We start from the raw sequence: 16,158 nt of genomic DNA on the forward strand, positions 1-16,158 counted from the left end.
CATCCTGGTCCACGGCTACGGCAGCAGAACCAGGCTCCTAAGCCAAGGCCAACGTGGGCATGCCAGCGCCAATGGCGACACAAAGTCCGACACAGACAGTCATGAGAAGGTGCCTTGATGAAACTGTCAATGGACTGGCCTCTCATCAGAATCGGCTACGTTTAGTGTATGCAGGCATTCTACACCGAACCAAATCGACATATGCGGCACTACGGTTTCAGCTTCGTGAGCTTCGGTCGTACACCGAACGTGATCGACCGTCCTGCCTTTGCGGGATTGTTTGTGACGTCTCGGCCCAAGGGCCCCCCGCACGTGATAATGGTCCTTGATCGAGCGGTCACCAACAATTGGGAGCATCCGCGATGAGCCTGAACACCCCTAACTCGCAAGAGCTCAAGTACCTCTCGCTACTCTCGGCACAGTTCCCCACATGCCAGGCGGCCTACACCGAGATCATCAACCTTGAGGCCATCCTGAACCTTCCCAAGGGCACCGAGCACTTCATGAGCGACGTCCATGGGGAGTACGAGGCGTTCGAGCACATACTCAACAACTGCTCGGGAGTCATCCGCGAGCGGGTGGCCGCCACCTTCCGCCATGAGCTCACGACCACGGAGCAGGCAGACCTCTGTACCCTCATCTATTACCCTAACGAGCGTCTCCGTCAAGTACGGGCTTCGGGCCAGGACACACCAGCGTGGTACTCTCAGACGTTGCTCCAGCTCATCAGGCTCGCGCGCTTCCTCTCGGAGAGCTATACGCGCTCGAAGGTCAGGAAGGCCATGCCCGTGGCCTATGCCTACATCATCGACGAGCTGCTCCATGCGAGCGACGGGGCCGCATCCGACCGTCACGCCTATCACGTGAGCATCATCGACTCGATCATAGAGACGGGGTCGGCAGGAGACTTCATCTGCTCGATCGCCTCCCTCATCAAGCGCCTGGCAGTGGACCACCTCCACATCGTCGGAGACATCTTCGATCGCGGGCCCCATGCCGACCGCATCATCGACCGGCTCATGGGATACCACTCCCTCGACATCCAGTGGGGCAACCACGACGTATGCTGGATGGGCGCCGCCGCAGGGTCGGCCGCCTGCGTGGCTGCCGTCGTCCGCAACAACGTGCACTATCGCACCCTCGAGGTCCTCGAGAGCGCCTACGGGATCAGCCTGAGGCAGCTGGCCGTGTTCGCCGGCGCCACCTACAAGGCCGACGATGGCATGAACCCGTGCGAGAAGGCCATCTCGGTCATCCTGTTCAAGCTCGAGGGTCAGCTCGTCAAGAGGCACCCCGAGTTCGACATGGATGACAGGCTCCTCCTCGACCACGTCGATCCCGACCTTGGCGTGGTCAAGATAGCAGGGGTCGACCATGCGCTCGCCACCTGCGACTTCCCCACCCTGGACCCCACTCGCCCCTACGAGCTGAGCCCCGAGGAGAAGGTAGTTCTCGACGGCCTCGTCACCTCCTTCCGCGAGAGCGAGCGTCTGCACGCGCACATCGACTTCCTCTACGAGCACGGCTCCATCTACCTCGTCCACAATGGGAACCTGCTCTTCCACGGGTGCGTCCCCCTCACGGACCACGGCAGTTTCAGATCCGTGTCATGCTCGGGCCAGCGCTACGCAGGCAGGTCGTACCTCGACTTCGCCGACCGCGTCTGCCGAAGGGCCTGGCAAGGAAGCGACCCAGACGCGCTCGACTGGATGTGGTACCTGTGGTGCGGCCGCTATTCCCCCCTCTGCGGACGGGTGGTCAAGACGTTCGAGAGGACCTACCTCACGGACGAGAAGACCTGGGTAGAGGCCGAGGACCCCTATTACCAGCTTCTCGAGTCCCCTGGGACCTGTGAGCGGATTCTGGCCGAGTTCGGCCTCGCGGGGCCCGCCTGCCATATCGTGAACGGGCACATGCCCGTGCGTGCCGCCCAGGGCGAGAGCCCCATCAAGGCCGACGGAAGACTCATCGTGATAGACGGTGGCTTCTGCAAGGCCTACCACAAGACCACGGGCATCGCGGGATACACCCTCATCGCAGACCCCACGGGCATGCGGATCAAGGCTCACCGGCCCTTCGAGAGCGTGCGGGCGGCCCTCGAGTCCAATGCTGACATCGTCTCGGAGTCCGACCAGTTCGAGACCTACGAGCGGCCGCTCACCATCGCCGACACGGACACGGGTGATGCCATCAACGCCCAGATCGCCGACCTCCAGACGTTGCTCGGAGCCTATCGGTCCGGCGAGCTCACGGAACATGCCGAGGCGTGAGGTCCACGCGAGCCATCCATAAGTCCAAGTGCGCAGATAGAAACCCGGGATGATGGGTATCTCTTCTCGGACCAACAAACCACATGCCTTCCTCAGGAGAAGCCCATGGAGATGAACGACAACAAGAAGCGACAGTCGATGATCCTGTACGTGGTCATCGCCATCGCCTGCATCATCGCCCTCAACTCGCTGCTGTATCCCAGCATCCAGAAGACCGAGGTAACAGACGTCGACTACTCCACCTTCATCCAGATGGTCGACGATGGCCAGGTGAGTGAGGTCAGCCTCGACACGAGCTCGTCCAAGATCACCTTCACGACCGGCTCGGGAGACTCCCAGCAGGTCTACGAGTGCAACCAGTTCCCCAACGACTCGGAGCTCGTGAGCAGGCTCGAGGACAAGGGAGTGACCTTCTCGGCAAAGATCACCGACACCTCGAGCAACCTCTGGCTCTACATGCTCCTCTCATATGGCATCCCCATCCTCATCTTCATCCTGCTCGGCTGGTGGCTCAATCGCCGTATGAAGAAGCAGATGGGCGATGATGGCCCCTCCATGACCTTTGGTGGCGGAGGCATGGGTGGCATGGGTGGTCTCGGCAAGTCGGGTGCCAAGGTCGTGGCGCAGACCGAGACCGGCATCACGTTCAAGGACGTCGCCGGTGAGGACGAGGCGAAGGAGTCCCTCGAGGAGATCGTGGGATTCCTCGAGAACCCGAACAAGTATGCGGACATCGGTGCCAAGCTTCCTCGCGGAGCCTTGCTCGTGGGCCCCCCGGGCACAGGCAAGACGCTCCTTGCCAAGGCGGTTGCCGGCGAAGCCAAGGTCCCGTTCTTCTCGATCTCCGGGTCCGAGTTCGTCGAGATGTTCGTCGGCCGTGGTGCCGCCAAGGTCCGCGACCTGTTCAAGCAGGCAAACGAGAAGGCCCCCTGCATCGTCTTCATCGACGAGATCGACACGATCGGCAAGCGCCGTGACGCCGGGCTCTCGACCAACGACGAGCGCGAGCAGACGCTGAACCAGCTGCTCACCGAGATGGATGGCTTCGACAACCACAAGGGCATCGTGGTCCTTGGAGCCACCAACCGCCCGGACACCCTGGACCCGGCACTCCTGCGCCCAGGCCGCTTCGACCGTCGGGTTCCCGTGGAGCTCCCCGACCTCGCCGGCCGTAAGGCGATCCTCGCCCTCCACGCCCACGACGTGAAGATGGAAGGGAAGATCGACCTCGACGTCATCGCTCGGATGACGCCAGGCGCCTCAGGCGCTGACCTCGCCAACATCATCAACGAGGCGGCACTCAGGGCTGTCCGCATGGGTCGCAACCGAGTCGACCAGGACGACATAGTCGAGTCCGTCGAGACGGTCATCGCCGGCGAGAAGCGCAAGTCGACCGTGCTTTCCGAGAAGGAGAAGCAAATCGTCTCGTACCACGAGATAGGCCATGCCATCGTCGCCGCCACGCAGAAGGGCGCGGCGCCCGTCTCGAAGATCACCATCGTCCCCCGTACCTCCGGGGCTCTCGGCTACACGATGCAGGTCGAGGAGGACGAGCACTTCCTCATCTCACGCAAGGAGGCCGAGGACAAGCTTGCCGTGCTCTGCGGTGGGCGCGCCGCCGAGGAGCTCATCTTCCACGAGGTCACCACAGGAGCATCGAACGACATCGAACAGGCGACCAAACTCGCGCGGAATATGATCACCCAGTACGGGATGTCAGATGAGTTCGGCATGGTGGCCCTGGGCGAGGTGCAGAACCGCTACCTCAACTCGGGAGCCACCCTCACCTGCTCGGAAGGCACCGCCGAGAAGGTCGATGACGCGGTGGTCAAGCTCGTGGAGAACGCCCACAAGGAGGCCACCGACACGCTCATGAGGAACCAGTTCAAGCTCCATGAGCTCGCGCGCTACCTCCAGAAGAAGGAGACGATCACGGGCGAGGAGTTCATGCGCATCTTCACGCGAGATGATGGGTTCGCCCCTGCGCTCACTCCCCCCGAGTCCGGCACCCTTCCTGCCCAGTCCTAAGCTCCCAGAAGGCCACGGCGCTGGCAGCAGCCACGTTGAGCGAGTCGACGCCGTGGCCCATGGGTATGCGCACCACCACGTCAGAGGTCGCGACCGTGGTGGGTGCCAAGCCGTCGCCCTCGGTGCCCAGAAGGAGCGCGAGCCGGTCGTATGACTTGAGCGTCGGGTCGTCGAGCGGGATCGAGTCATCGGAGAGCGCGAGCGCCGCACAGGTATAGCCCTCGGCGTGGAGGGCGTCCATTCCCCGCGCAGGCCAGGAGTCGAGCCGGGCCCATGGTACGAGCAGGGCCGTGCCCATCGAGACCCGGAGGGCCCTCCTGTTATACGGGTCGGCCGCACGGGGGGTCAGCAGCACCGCATCCACCCCAAGCGCAGCGGCAGATCGGAAGATGGCCCCGAGGTTGGTGGCATCCGTCACGTCCTCGATGACGGCGACGCGCCGACCCCCGAGCACGTCAGGGACGCGCATGGGTCGCGGACGCGAGAGCTCGCAGAACGCGCCCCTTGTGACGTTATAGCCCACGAGCTCGCTCATCTGGGCGTGCGGCAGGACATAGACAGGCACGCCGTCAGGCAGCCCCTCGATGACATCGGCCATGGGCCTCAGCCACTTCTCCTCGAGCAGCATGCTCCTCGGCTCGAGGCCAGCCTCGAGTGCGACCCGTATGACCTTCTCGGTCTCTGCGATCAGGATGGCCCTCTGGGGCTCGAGTCGGTTGCGAAGCTGTCGGTCGGTCATGGAGGCATAGGGGCTGAGCCTTGCGTCGCAAGTCCCCTCGACCCGTACGATAGACATATGGTGCCCTTCTTGATACAGATGGCGTGTTTCAATCAAACTGGGCCACGGTTGCAGTACCATTGTGCCCGTTCACGATAACACCCCCAGACACATCAAACAGAGAGAGCACCATGGCCAAACCAGCAGGCAGCCACATGAGGCAGACAGACACCACAGGCAGAAGGCCAGAGCCGAAGGTGGGCTATGTCTCCGCCAACCCCCTCTCGGGAGGCGAGGTGGTTGGTTCGCAACCACGCCCCGCAGGTCGCCGTCGCCGCCATCCAGGCAAGGTCATCGCTGTCGTCATCGCTGTCGTGGCAGTCGTCTATGTGGTCGGCTCCGTTGCGTTCATGAACGTGTTCCTCCCCGGAACGACGCTCAATGGGACGGATGTGTCACTCAAGTCCACCTCAGCCGTCGCCTCGACCCTCACGGATCAGACGGGCTCATACGCGTCCACCGTGACTGGCGACGGCATCGACATCACGATCAAGGGGTCGGACATCGGCCTCTCATTCGATGCTGACGCCTACGTCAAGCAAGCGATATCAGGCATCAACGCCTGGGCGTGGCCCATCGAGGCCTTCCAGAAGAGGGATCTCGGAACGGGCCTCGGTGTCACGTTCGACCAGGACAAGCTCACCACCCTCGTGTCTGACGCCGTCGATGCCGTCAACGCGACGGCGACCCAGCCCGTGAATGCGACCATCGCCTACGACCAGGCAAGCTCGAAGTTCACGGTCCAGCCCGAGACATATGGTACGGCCATCGACAAGGACCTGCTCGTGAGTGAAGTCTCTAAGGACATAGACGCCCTCGAGGCAAGCATCACCCTCGGAGACGAGAGCCTCCTCAAGCCCGCCGTCCTCAAGGACGACGCCACGCTCGCCGAGAGTGCAGCGAAGGCCAATGCCTACCTCACCACGACGCTCACGCTCAACTCGAACGGGACGGTCGCGGCGACAGTCGATGCCGCGACCATAAAGGACTGGGTGGCCGTCGACGGGACGAACGTCTCGGTCAGCCTTGACGCCGTCAAGGCCTGGACGCAGGGCACCCTCTCGACACAGCTCGACACCGTAGGGACCTCCCGCACCTACACGCGCGCCGACGGCGTGGTCATCACCGTCACAGGAGGCACCTACGGCCGGAGCATCGACGGCGAGACCCTCGCGCAGACCATCGTCGACGACCTCAATGCCGGCACCTCCGCAAGCGTCGACATCCCCATGCTCCAGGAGGACGCCGTCTATGCGACGCAGGGCCAGCCCGACTGGGGTCCGAGCTACGTCGATGTCGACCTCACCAACCAGCATGTCCGCTACTACGATGCATCCGGTACCTTGGTCTGGGAGAGCGACTGCGTGAGCGGCGACACCACCGAGGACCATGGCACCCCTGAGGGCGTCTATGCCATCACCTCATACATGAGCAGTGGAAACGTCAAGCTCACCGGAGCGACGGATACCGCGACCGGCGAGCCCGAGTACATCAGCTATGTCGACTACTGGATGCCGTTCATCGGCAACGGCTATGCCCTCCACGACGCGAGTTGGAGGAGCAGCTTTGGCGGCACCGTCTACGAGGGCAATGGCAGCCATGGTTGCGTGAACCTCCCGTCCAGCAAGGCCGCCGAGCTCTACGGGATGGTAAGCGTGGGCACGCCCGTCGTGGTCCACTACTAGGTCCGCCGCGCGAGACAGGACTTCGATACATGACAAAGGCCCCATGCCAGAGCGGCATGGGGCCTTTGTCATCTGCCAAGACGATCGGGGGCTCCAAGCAGATCAGAATGGGAGCCCGTTCGCGCCGCCACCCATGCCCATCTGCTGCATCATCTGACGCATCTGGCGCTTGCTCCCCTTGCCGCCCTGGGCCATGCCTCGCATCTTGCCCATCATCTTGTTCATCTCGCCCCACTGCTTGAGCAGCTGGTTGACCTCCTGCACGCTCCGGCCGGAACCACGTGCGATGCGCGCCCTGCGCTGACCGTTGATGGTCTTGGGCTTCGCACGTTCCTCGGAGGTCATCGACCTGATCATCGCCTCGATGCGCGTGAGCTGGCTCTCGTCCACGTTGGCACCAGACTGTTGCATCATCCGCTCACCGTTCGGCAACATCGAGATGATCTTCGAGAGTCCACCCATCTTCCTGATGGACTGCATCTGCGAGAGCATGTCGTCCATGGTGAAGCCCTCACGGAGCATCCGCTCGGCATCCATGGCCTGCTGCTCGTCGACGTTCGCCTGGGCCTGCTCGATGATGCCCACCACGTCGCCCATGCCGAGGATGCGCTTGGCCATGCGGTCAGGATGGAACACCTCGAGGCTGTCGGGCTTCTCGCCCATCGAGACGAACTTGATAGGCTTGCCGGTCACCTCGCGTACGGAGAGTGCGCCACCACCGCGGGCGTCGCCGTCGAGCTTCGACATGATGACGCCGTCGAAGTCGGTGCGCTCGGAGAACTCGCTCACCACGTTCACGATGTCCTGGCCCGTCATGGCATCGACCACCATGAGCACCTGGTCAGGCTTCACCGCATGCTTGATGTCGACGGCCTCCTGCATCATCTCCTCGTCGATCTGGAGACGTCCGGCCGTGTCGACGATGACGATGTCATTGAGGTGCTCGACAGCCTGATGGATCGACTCGGAGGCTACCTTCACGGCATCCTTGCCGTCGCCGCGATACACAGGCACACCGATCTCCGTGCCCAAGGTCTCGAGCTGGTCGGCAGCAGCGGGGCGGTGCGTGTCGCAGGCAGCCAGCAAGGGGCTTCTCCCCTGGTGCTTGAGGAGGTAGGCAAGCTTGGCTGCGGCGGTGGTCTTGCCCGAGCCCTGGAGGCCGACGAGCATGATCACGTTGGGGGTGCGGTTGGGAGCGAGGACGAGCTTGGAGTCGGTGGACCCCAGCAGCTCGGTCAGCTCGTCGAGCACCACCTTGACCACGTTCTGGGCAGGCGTGAGCGAGTCGAGGACGTCAGCCGTGAGGCACCGCTCCTTGCAGGTAGCCACGAACTTCTTGACGACCTTGAAGTTGACGTCGGCCTCGAGCAGGGCCATGCGGATCTCTCGCATGGCGACGTTGATATCGTCCTCTGTGAGCTTGCCCTTGCCCTTGAGCTTGTCAAAGGTGTCCTGCAGGCGATCGGAAAGGCTGTTGAACACGTGATCACTGCTCCCCTACGAGCGCACGGGTGAAGTCGAGCGGAACGAACTCCTGGAAGTCTCCCACGGCCTCGCCGACCCCGATCCGATAGATGGGGAGCTTGAGCTCGGAGGAGATCCTCACGGCAATGCCGCCCTTGGCGGTGCCGTCGAGCTTGGTGACGATGAGGCCGTCGATGTCGAGGGCATCGTTGAACTCCTGCGCCTGGACAAGGCCGTTCTGACCGGTGGTGGCATCAATCACGAGCACCACCGAGACGGGCATGGTGCTGCGCTTCCGCGTGACCGCGACCACCTTGGCGAGCTCGCGCATGAGCTCGGGGCTCGTATGGAGGCGACCGGCCGTGTCTACGAGCACGAGCTCCGCATCACGCCTCTCGGCCTCCTCGAGAACGTCATAGCAGACGCTGGCAGGGTCGGCCCCTCGCTCGCGGGTGATGACGTCGACGCCCCCACGCTGGCCCCATACCTCCAACTGCTCGATGGCGGCAGCACGGAAGGTATCTGCCCCACCAATGAGGGTCGTCGTGCCAGAGGCCTCCGCAGCCGCGGCAAGCTTGCCGACCGTCGTGGTCTTACCGGCGCCGTTGATGCCGACGAAGAGCACGCAGCTGGGTAGGTCCGAGAAGGGGTCACGCTCGACCACGGGGAAGACGTCGGCCAGACGGACCGCAAGGGCCTCCTGGAGCTGGTCTGCCGTCTTGAGGTTCTCACGCGCGGCCTGCTCCCGGAGGTCATCGGTGACGCTCATGGAGACCTCTGGCCCCATGTCACCCATGACCAGGGTGTCCTCGAGGTCCTCCCAGAAGTCCTCATCGACCTCGCCACCAAGGTAGAAGACCTCGTTAAGGGCCTCACGCGAGCGCTTGAGGCCACGCTTCAGGCTGTCCTTCAGCCCCATCAGGCATCGACCACCTTTCCGGTCTCGTGGTCAAGGCGCTGCGAGACCACATGGCTGACACCGTCGGCCTGCATGGAGACACCATACAGGACGTCGGCCTGCTCCATCGTGCGACGCTGGTGAGAGATGACGATGAGCTGCGTCGTCTCCTTGAGCTGCTCGATCGCACCCAGGAGCTTGTCGAGGTTCGAGTCGTCGAGCGCGGCCTCGACCTCGTCGAAGACGTAGAACGGCACCGTACGCGTACGGTAGACCGCGAAGAGCAGGGCCAGGGCCGTGAGGGACTTCTCGCCACCGCTCATGAGCGTCATCTTTGAGATGCGCTTGCCACGCGGCTGGGCGACGACCTCGATTCCCGTGTCATCGGGATGGTCAGGGTCGAGCATCTCGAGATGCGCCTGCCCTCCCGGGAAGAGCATCCCAAAGATCTCCTGGAAGTTGGCATTCACCGTCTCGTACGTGGTGACGAACTGGCGGCGCATCTTGCGGTCGATGGCGCTCATGATCTTGGTGAGCGCGGAACGGGCCGCCGTGAGGTCGCGAAGCTGCTCTTCGATGTAGTCCGCACGCTCCTTGAGCCGGTCATACTCGTCCATGGCGACCTGGTTGACAGGACCGATCCCCTCCAGCTGGCGCCTGAGCTTGGCGACCTCGCGCTCGGTTGCCGCCCGGTCGTCCGGCGCGGGAAGCGTGAGGGCCTCGTCGAGTACATGGGTCCCATCGGCCGTGATCTTCTTGATGGCCTCCTCGACCTGGACCTCGAGCTTACCTGAGGCGACCTTCGCATCGGCTTGGGCGGTCGTCGCCGTCTCCAAGGCGGAGTTCGCGTCCGTCACCTGCTGACGGGCGTCAGCGATGGTCTGCTTGAGCGAGGAAGAGTCTGCCTCGGCAAGACGGCTCCTGTCCTTGAGGCGGCTCGCCCAGGCCACGGCACACTCCTGGAGTGCCTGGTAGCGCTCATGGAGGGGATCCACCCTCAGGCGGAGGACCTCGAGCGACCTGCTCCCATCGAGTGCCGCATCCCGACGTGCATCGAGGTCGGCATGGCGCTTCGCGAGCTCGGTGGTCCTGACCTCGAGGTGATGCCCTCGCTCCGTGGCGGTCGCAGCCTTGAGCCTCGCATCCGAGAGTGCGGACGCGGCCTCGGCATCAGCCTTGGCGGCGGCCTCGCGCGAGTCCCCTGCCTCATCGATGCGATGGAGCAGCTCGGCCGCGGTCTGGCCCGCGGTCTCGGCCTTCTCCTTGAGCTCAGCCAGGCGCGGCTTCGCCTCGTCGGCCTTGGCGCACACCTCCTCGCGGTGGCGTTGGAGATCGGCGCGCTCGTCGGTGGCACGGCTCACCTGCTCGGTGAGACGCCCGACCTCAGAGGCGAGCGAGTCCGCCTCGCCCTTGAGCCGAGAGAGGTTACGGGCGGCCTCGGCTGCGGCAGAGCGCGCATCCGAGAGTGCGGACGATGCGTCCCCGACCGCGGAGGTGGCCTTGGCAAACGTCTGCTCGAGCTCCGGGAGCTCGGCCTCGAGGCTGCGCACGCGAGCCTTGCGCTCGAGGGCACCTGCCTCCGCGGCATCGGCCTGCCCGACATAGGTGCGCCCGTCAGGAAGCACCGTGGCACCCTCTGGCGTGACATAGGTGAACACCGGGTCGGTGGCATGGGCGGAGACGGCTCGACCGATGGAGTCCACCACGCGAACGTCGCCAAGAAGCGACGCCACGAGCCCCTCGGCTCCCTCATGGACCGTGAGGGAGTCCACGAGCGGACGTCCGACGTCGCAGAGGGGTATGTGGGAGGGGGCCGCCTGCCCACGCGACACGATGGTGGCACGACCTGTGACCGAGGATGCGCCGAGCGCAGCCCCAGCCACGGCGGCGACCTCTGGCGACCCGGCGACGACCAACGCATTGAGGTCATCCCCGAGCAGCCGTTCCACGACGACGCGAAGGTCGTCGGGCACCTCGATGAGGTCAGCCAGCCGGCACTCGACCTTGGACGACACCGCGTCGTCCTCCATGAGGCCCGCCACGAGGGGGCTCGATGCCTCGGCAGCCTTCACCACGGAGGAGAGCGCGGCAAGCGAAGCCTTGGCATCGCTGAACGTGGTGCGTGCGGCGTCCTCGGCCGTACGGGCCTCGGATAGCGCCGTCTCCGCGGCCTTCGTGCGGCCGGCGCCAGAGTCGACGGCCGTCTGGGCCTCGCCCATGGCGTCAGCCTGTCTTCTTGGCACGCTCCGAGCGTTCTGCAAGCGCCTCCTGGGCTACCGAGATCGTCTCGTCCACCTGGCGGATTCGACTCTCGAACATGGCATCCTCGACCTCGGCAGACGAGATCTGGTCCTTGAGCTTGGCATGCGCCAGCGTAGCCTCGTCGGCGGACCTCTGGGCGCTCCTGAGCTCGGCCGTGAGCTTGGTCGAGGCCTCGTCGGCCTCCGACCGCGCGTCACGGGCGGCCTTGGCCGCGGGCTCGAGCACCGCCAGGTCGTCCTCGAGCCGCTTGGACTCGACACGCACCGACGAGAGCTCGGTCGCGACGCGACCCTCCTCCTCGATGAGGTCACGGCGCTGCTTCTCGACGGTCGAGACCGTCATGCGCATGTCCGAGAGGCGGTCCACCATGTTGTGGCCCTTCTCCTCCAGGAGGCGCATGTCGCTCTCGATACGGCCGAGAGACGACTGGCACCTGCGGCGCTGCTCTCCGAGGTCGCCGACGAAGAGGCCCTTCTGCTCGAGCATCGACTGGAGCTTCTCGAGCTCTGCCTGCTTCTCCTGCAGGCGATAGCGCGCCATCTCGACCTCAGCCGAGGCCTCCTTGCCAGAGGCCTCCAGGCCCTTCCACTGTCCCTGGAGCTGTCGCAGGTCATCGACCGCGAGGATGCAGGTGAGCTCCGAGAGACGGGAGTCGATGTCGTTGTACTGCTTGGCCCTGTCGACCTGACGCTCGAGCGGGCGGAGCTGGCGCGAGATCTCACGCGAGACGTCCTTGGCACGTACGAGGCTCGCATCCATCGAGGCGAGCTTCCGCTCGGACCGCTCCTTGCGCCGACGGTGCTTCGAGATGCCAGCGGCCTCCTCGATGAGGGCCCTGCGCTCCTCAGGACGGCTTGCAAGGATCGAGTCGAGCTTGCCCTGGGAGATGATGGAGTGGGTGTCCTTGCCAAGACCGGAGTCGTGCAGGATGTCCTGGATGTCCATGAGTCGGGCCGGCGAGTCGTTGATGAGATACTCGGACTCCCCAGAACGGTACATCCTCCGCGTGATGGCCACATCGGAGAAGTCCACGGGAAGCGTGCGGTCGGAGTTGTCGAGCACGAGGGTGACCTCGGCCAGCCCCACAGGCTTACGGGCGGAGGAACCGGCAAAGATCACGTCCTCCATGGCCGCTCCGCGCAGCATCTTCGCACTCTGCTCGCCGAGGACCCAGAGGATGGCGTCCGAGATGTTCGACTTGCCGCTGCCGTTGGGTCCCACGACCACCGTGAGACCAGGGTCGAAGACCATGTGCGTGCGGTCCGCAAAGGACTTGAACCCCTTGAGGGTGAACGACTTGAGGTACATGGGCCCTATGCCTCCCCGCGGGATGGGTCGCCTGCGGCCTCGGCGAGCCTCGAGCCATGGGCCACGCCCGACTCGGCGTCCAGCCGCTCGATGGCATCCTGGGCCGCGAGCGACTCGGCCTCCTTCTTGGATGAGCCGACCCCACGCCCCATGCGGCAGCCGTCGAGAAGGACCACCGAGGTGAAGGTCGGCGCATGCGCCGGCCCCTCCTCGCCCACGAGCTTGTAGACGGGGGCGCAACGCAGGTCCCGCTGCGTGATCTCCTGCAGGCGGGACTTCGCGTTCAACGCATGCGAGGCGACGTCAGCCGAGATGTGCGGCCCCAAGGTGCGTGTCACGAAGGCGTCGGTGACCTCATAGCCGCCATCGAGGTAGAGCGCCCCGACCACGGACTCGTAGACGTTCTCGAGGGCGGAGTGCAGTCCGCGCGCGCCGGTCCCCAACTCGGACTCACCGAAGACGATGCACTCCCCTATGCCAAGCTCGCCGGCGACCTCAGAGAGCATCCCGCCCGAGACCAGGCTGATCTTGAGACGCGTGAGCTTGCCCTCGTCCATGTCGGGGAAGCGCTCGAACAGGCGCGTGGCGACGATGGCTCCCAGGATGGAGTCACCGAGGAACTCGAGGCGCTCATAGCACGCCGAGATGTGCTCTCCCTCAGCTGCGGACGGGTGCGTGAGCGCGGAGGTGATGAGACGACGGCTGGCGAAGTTGTGATCACAGATGCGCTCGACACGAGCGATCTTCTCGTCTGTGGTCGTTGGTGCTGACAAGTTGGCTCCCTTGGGCGACGCATGACGCCGCATGACGTTATCTGTTGCGATACGTACTGATTGTACCTGCCACGCGCCCTAGGCGCAGGCCTCGGTGAGCTTTCCCACGAGGTCGCCGCGGACGGCGGTCGCAGCGGCCAACGTGCCGTTCCTGATGGCCTCCACGCTCGTGGCGCCGTGGCCCACGAGGACGGGGGCCTTGAGACCGAGGAGGTTGGCCCCGCCGTAGACGTCGCCTGACAGCGACGCCGCGACGCCCTTGATGGCGGGCTTCACGAGCATGCCGCCCAGGCCCACCTTGACGCTGGCATGCGCCGCCACCTTGAGCTCATGAGATATGTACTTCGCGCAGCCCTCGATGGCCTTGATGGCGCAGTTGACCGTGAAGCCGTCACCCACGATGACGTCGAAGGAGCCCAGGAGCAGATCACTCCCCTCTGCGTTGCCCACGAAGGAGGGAAGCTTGGCCGCGAGCGCCTCGTGGTAGCCAAGCGTCGCGGCATTACCCTTCGTTTCTTCGCTCCCGTTGGAGAGCAGGCCGACCTTGGGCGCGTCGCATCCGAGCGCGAGGGTCGCATAGGCAGCGCCCATGCGCGCGAACTGCACGATCTGCTCGGGAGTGCAGTCGGCGTTGGCCCCGATGTCGGTGACGACCGTCTCGTGGCCGTCCAGGCCTGGGAGCGCCGTCGCCAGGGCAGGCCTCCCGATTCCCTTGATACGTCCGATGCCAAGGGTGCCAGCGGCAAGGATGGCGCCCGTCGAGCCAGCCGAGAAGAACGCCTCGGCCGCACCCTCACGGACGGCCTTGCAGCCGCGGACGATGGACGAGTCGCGCTTGGAGCGCACGGCCTGGGTCGGGTGCTCGCCCATGCCGATGACCTCCGTGCAGGTGAGGGCCTGCGCGCGGTCGTTCCTCTCGCAGAACGGGGTGACGACCTCGTCGGTGCCAGCCACCAGCACCGTGAGGTCATCATCGGCGGCGAGGGCGGAGGCGATGCCCTGGCATACGACACCGGGCTCCTCGTCGCCGCCCATGGCATCAACGCAGATGGTGGTCATGATCCTCTCCCGTCATAGAAAGGAGGCCGACCCCCGGATGAGGGCCGGCCTCCCGACCGATCAAGCACATGAGGGCTACTCGGTAACGATGACCTCGCGGTCCTTGTAGTAGCCACAGTTCGGGCACACGTGGTGCGGCAGCTTGACGGCACCACACTGCGGGCACGTGGAACGTGCGGGAGCGTCGAGCTTGCTGTTGGCGGAACGGCGGGTATGCGTGGCGCCGCGGCCCTTCTTCTGTTTAGGTACTGCCATGTTGATTCTCCTAGCGCTCTTCACGGACGCCCCGGTGGGGCGGACTAACCGATTCACACGAGATGGAATGGTACCACAAGACCTGGTGGACGCACAGGGGGAAGTGCCACATCCGTCATTGATTCACGAGCAGGACACGAGTGGATGCATCAGACCGAGGGCCTACTCGCCCGCAGGTGGGACGTCATCGGTGACATCGAAGTCCTTGAGGACGGCAAAGGGACTTGCCGGGTCAGGCTCTGCCGCCGCCTTGGCAGCGCACCCACAATCCCCCTCGTTGAGGTTGGCCCCACAGGTGGGACACAGGCCCTTGCAGTCGGGGGTGCAGAGGACGACGAAGGGGGTCTCCATGAGAAGCGCGCTCGTGAGCGCGTCCGTGAGGTCGATCGTATCGTCATCGAGGACGAGCGAGAAGTCCACATCGTCCTCGTCGTCGCCCTGGTCCTCCTCGGCAGGGGCCTCGTACAGGTAGTACTCGTCGACCTCGCCGGCCACGTCGAAGCACGCAGCCTCGAGGCAGCGGTCGCAGGTGCCCTCCACGTGGGCCGTGAGCAGGCCCGTGACCAGGATCCCCTCACCGGCGTTGGTGAGCATGAGGTCATAGTCGACGCCGGAGGGGAGGGAGAAGTCATGCTCCCCCAGCGAGTAGCCCTCCTGGGCGATGTGTCCCTTGCACGGGACGGTGTCGCCAGCGTTGGCAAGGCGATCGTCTATGTGGACGATGATGGGATCCATGTGTCCTACCAGGCCGCCGCGCTCGTGTCGGCAGAGGAGGAGGAGTTCTCTACCAGGGTCTGACGGCAGCGTGAGACGGAGCCCGTGATGGACTTGAGGTTCTCCTCGAGCTGCCCCAGCACGTTCTCGGCGTACTCCTCGGCATTGTAGCGGGTGTCGCGCTCGTACTGCTGGGCCTGGTCACGGATGTCGTCGGCCTGCTGCTGGGCAAGGCGCACGACCTCCTGGTCGGAGGCGAGGATCATGGCCTGCTGCTGGGCGTCGGCGATGATGGAGTCAGCCTGCTGCTGCGCATGGGCGAGAAGCTCCTCCTGCTCCTTCATGACTCGACGCGCGTCCTGGAACTCCTGCGGGAAGACGCGGCGAATCTCGTCGAGGTACTCATAGACGTCCTGGGCATCGACGATCTTCTTCTGGCCACCACCCGTGAGCGGCGACTTGGCATCGGTGATCATCTGCTCGAGGTCGTCGACGATGGCCTCTATCTCCTCACCTGGCTGCATGTAAGGCTCCTTTCATGGTGCGGACATAGACATGACGACCCGCAGTCACCGCGTACGGGCACACCCCGTACGCACAATTTCTCGAAATATCCTACCAGATTCTCGGTGTAGCTGCGCGGATGGTCCCTTGCTGACAAGGA

General features: G+C 64.5%; 11 protein-coding genes and 1 pseudogene. 3 read left to right on the forward strand and 9 right to left on the reverse strand.

The features are described from left to right. The first annotated feature begins 362 nt into the window (after positions 1-362). Together LKE50_07370 and ftsH are read left to right on the forward strand one after the other, a co-directional pair. Complete coding sequence (locus LKE50_07370) at positions 363-2,270, forward strand: fructose-1,6-bisphosphatase (protein ID MCH3968415.1); 1,908 nt, start codon at positions 363-365, stop codon at positions 2,268-2,270. A 105-nt stretch (positions 2,271-2,375) separates the two neighbouring features. Continuing rightward, positions 2,376-4,298: an ATP-dependent zinc metalloprotease FtsH gene (gene ftsH / locus LKE50_07375; protein ID MCH3968416.1), complete on the forward strand. Its 1,923-nt coding sequence runs from the start codon at positions 2,376-2,378 to the stop codon at positions 4,296-4,298. On the opposite strand, the gene LKE50_07380 is transcribed toward ftsH, so the two are convergent. Beyond that, the gene (locus LKE50_07380) at positions 4,258-5,094 is read right to left on the reverse strand and encodes an RNA methyltransferase (protein MCH3968417.1); all 837 of its coding nucleotides are present in this window, start codon (positions 5,092-5,094) and stop codon (positions 4,258-4,260) included. The two genes, ftsH and LKE50_07380, sit on opposite strands and share 41 nt — an antisense overlap. 137 nt (positions 5,095-5,231) lie before the next feature. Here LKE50_07380 and LKE50_07385 point away from each other — a divergent pair, with 137 nt between their 5' ends. Continuing rightward, entirely contained in the window at positions 5,232-6,761 is a 1,530-nt protein-coding gene (locus LKE50_07385; GenBank protein ID MCH3968418.1) for a L,D-transpeptidase/peptidoglycan binding protein, read from the forward strand. A 102-nt stretch (positions 6,762-6,863) separates the two neighbouring features. On the opposite strand, the gene ffh is transcribed toward LKE50_07385, so the two are convergent. The 8 genes and pseudogenes from ffh to LKE50_07425 all read right to left on the reverse strand — a co-directional run bounded on the left by ffh (position 6,864) and on the right by LKE50_07425 (position 16,018). Beyond that, on the reverse strand, positions 6,864-8,243 hold the full coding sequence (gene ffh, locus LKE50_07390) for a signal recognition particle protein (GenBank protein MCH3968419.1): 1,380 nt from the start codon (positions 8,241-8,243) through the stop codon (positions 6,864-6,866). Between the two features lie 4 nt (positions 8,244-8,247). Beyond that, positions 8,248-9,144, reverse strand: coding sequence for a signal recognition particle-docking protein FtsY (gene ftsY / locus LKE50_07395; GenBank protein MCH3968420.1), 897 nt, complete (start codon positions 9,142-9,144; stop codon positions 8,248-8,250). Beyond that, positions 9,144-12,693 (reverse strand): annotated as a pseudogene (gene smc, locus LKE50_07400) (chromosome segregation protein SMC). The gene ftsY and the pseudogene smc overlap by 1 nt, the downstream one beginning before the upstream one ends. 5 nt (positions 12,694-12,698) lie before the next feature. Beyond that, positions 12,699-13,466: a ribonuclease III gene (rnc, locus tag LKE50_07405; protein MCH3968421.1), complete on the reverse strand. Its 768-nt coding sequence runs from the start codon at positions 13,464-13,466 to the stop codon at positions 12,699-12,701. 78 nt (positions 13,467-13,544) lie between these two features. Beyond that, a complete protein-coding gene (gene plsX, locus LKE50_07410) occupies positions 13,545-14,525 on the reverse strand; it encodes a phosphate acyltransferase PlsX (protein MCH3968422.1) in 981 nt (326 codons plus the stop codon). A gap of 75 nt (positions 14,526-14,600) precedes the next feature. Beyond that, the gene (gene rpmF / locus LKE50_07415; GenBank protein ID MCH3968423.1) at positions 14,601-14,780 is read right to left on the reverse strand and encodes a 50S ribosomal protein L32; all 180 of its coding nucleotides are present in this window, start codon (positions 14,778-14,780) and stop codon (positions 14,601-14,603) included. Positions 14,781-14,942: 162 nt separating this feature from the next. Continuing rightward, positions 14,943-15,515, reverse strand: a complete 573-nt coding sequence (locus LKE50_07420; protein ID MCH3968424.1) for a DUF177 domain-containing protein — start codon at positions 15,513-15,515, stop codon at positions 14,943-14,945. Positions 15,516-15,520: 5 nt separating this feature from the next. Continuing rightward, positions 15,521-16,018, reverse strand: coding sequence for an ATPase (locus LKE50_07425; protein MCH3968425.1), 498 nt, complete (start codon positions 16,016-16,018; stop codon positions 15,521-15,523). Positions 16,019-16,158: the final 140 nt, after the last annotated feature.

This window comes from Atopobiaceae bacterium (assembly GCA_022483015.1).
GTDB lineage: Bacteria > Actinomycetota > Coriobacteriia > Coriobacteriales > Atopobiaceae > JALCUE01.

What these genes read in the sequence shown, in the direction of transcription:
- rpmF (MCH3968423.1), bottom strand. Translation starts at nt 14,780, where the DNA reads ATGGCAGTACCTAAACAGAAGAAGGGCCGCGGCGCCACGCATACCCGC.
- LKE50_07420 (MCH3968424.1), bottom strand. Translation starts at nt 15,515, where the DNA reads ATGGATCCCATCATCGTCCACATAGACGATCGCCTTGCCAACGCTGGC.
- LKE50_07425 (MCH3968425.1), bottom strand. Translation starts at nt 16,018, where the DNA reads ATGCAGCCAGGTGAGGAGATAGAGGCCATCGTCGACGACCTCGAGCAG.
- ftsY (MCH3968420.1), bottom strand. Translation starts at nt 9,144, where the DNA reads ATGGGGCTGAAGGACAGCCTGAAGCGTGGCCTCAAGCGCTCGCGTGAG.
- ftsH (MCH3968416.1), top strand. Translation starts at nt 2,376, where the DNA reads ATGGAGATGAACGACAACAAGAAGCGACAGTCGATGATCCTGTACGTG.
- LKE50_07380 (MCH3968417.1), bottom strand. Translation starts at nt 5,094, where the DNA reads ATGTCTATCGTACGGGTCGAGGGGACTTGCGACGCAAGGCTCAGCCCC.
- LKE50_07370 (MCH3968415.1), top strand. Translation starts at nt 363, where the DNA reads ATGAGCCTGAACACCCCTAACTCGCAAGAGCTCAAGTACCTCTCGCTA.
- plsX (MCH3968422.1), bottom strand. Translation starts at nt 14,525, where the DNA reads ATGACCACCATCTGCGTTGATGCCATGGGCGGCGACGAGGAGCCCGGT.
- LKE50_07385 (MCH3968418.1), top strand. Translation starts at nt 5,232, where the DNA reads ATGAGGCAGACAGACACCACAGGCAGAAGGCCAGAGCCGAAGGTGGGC.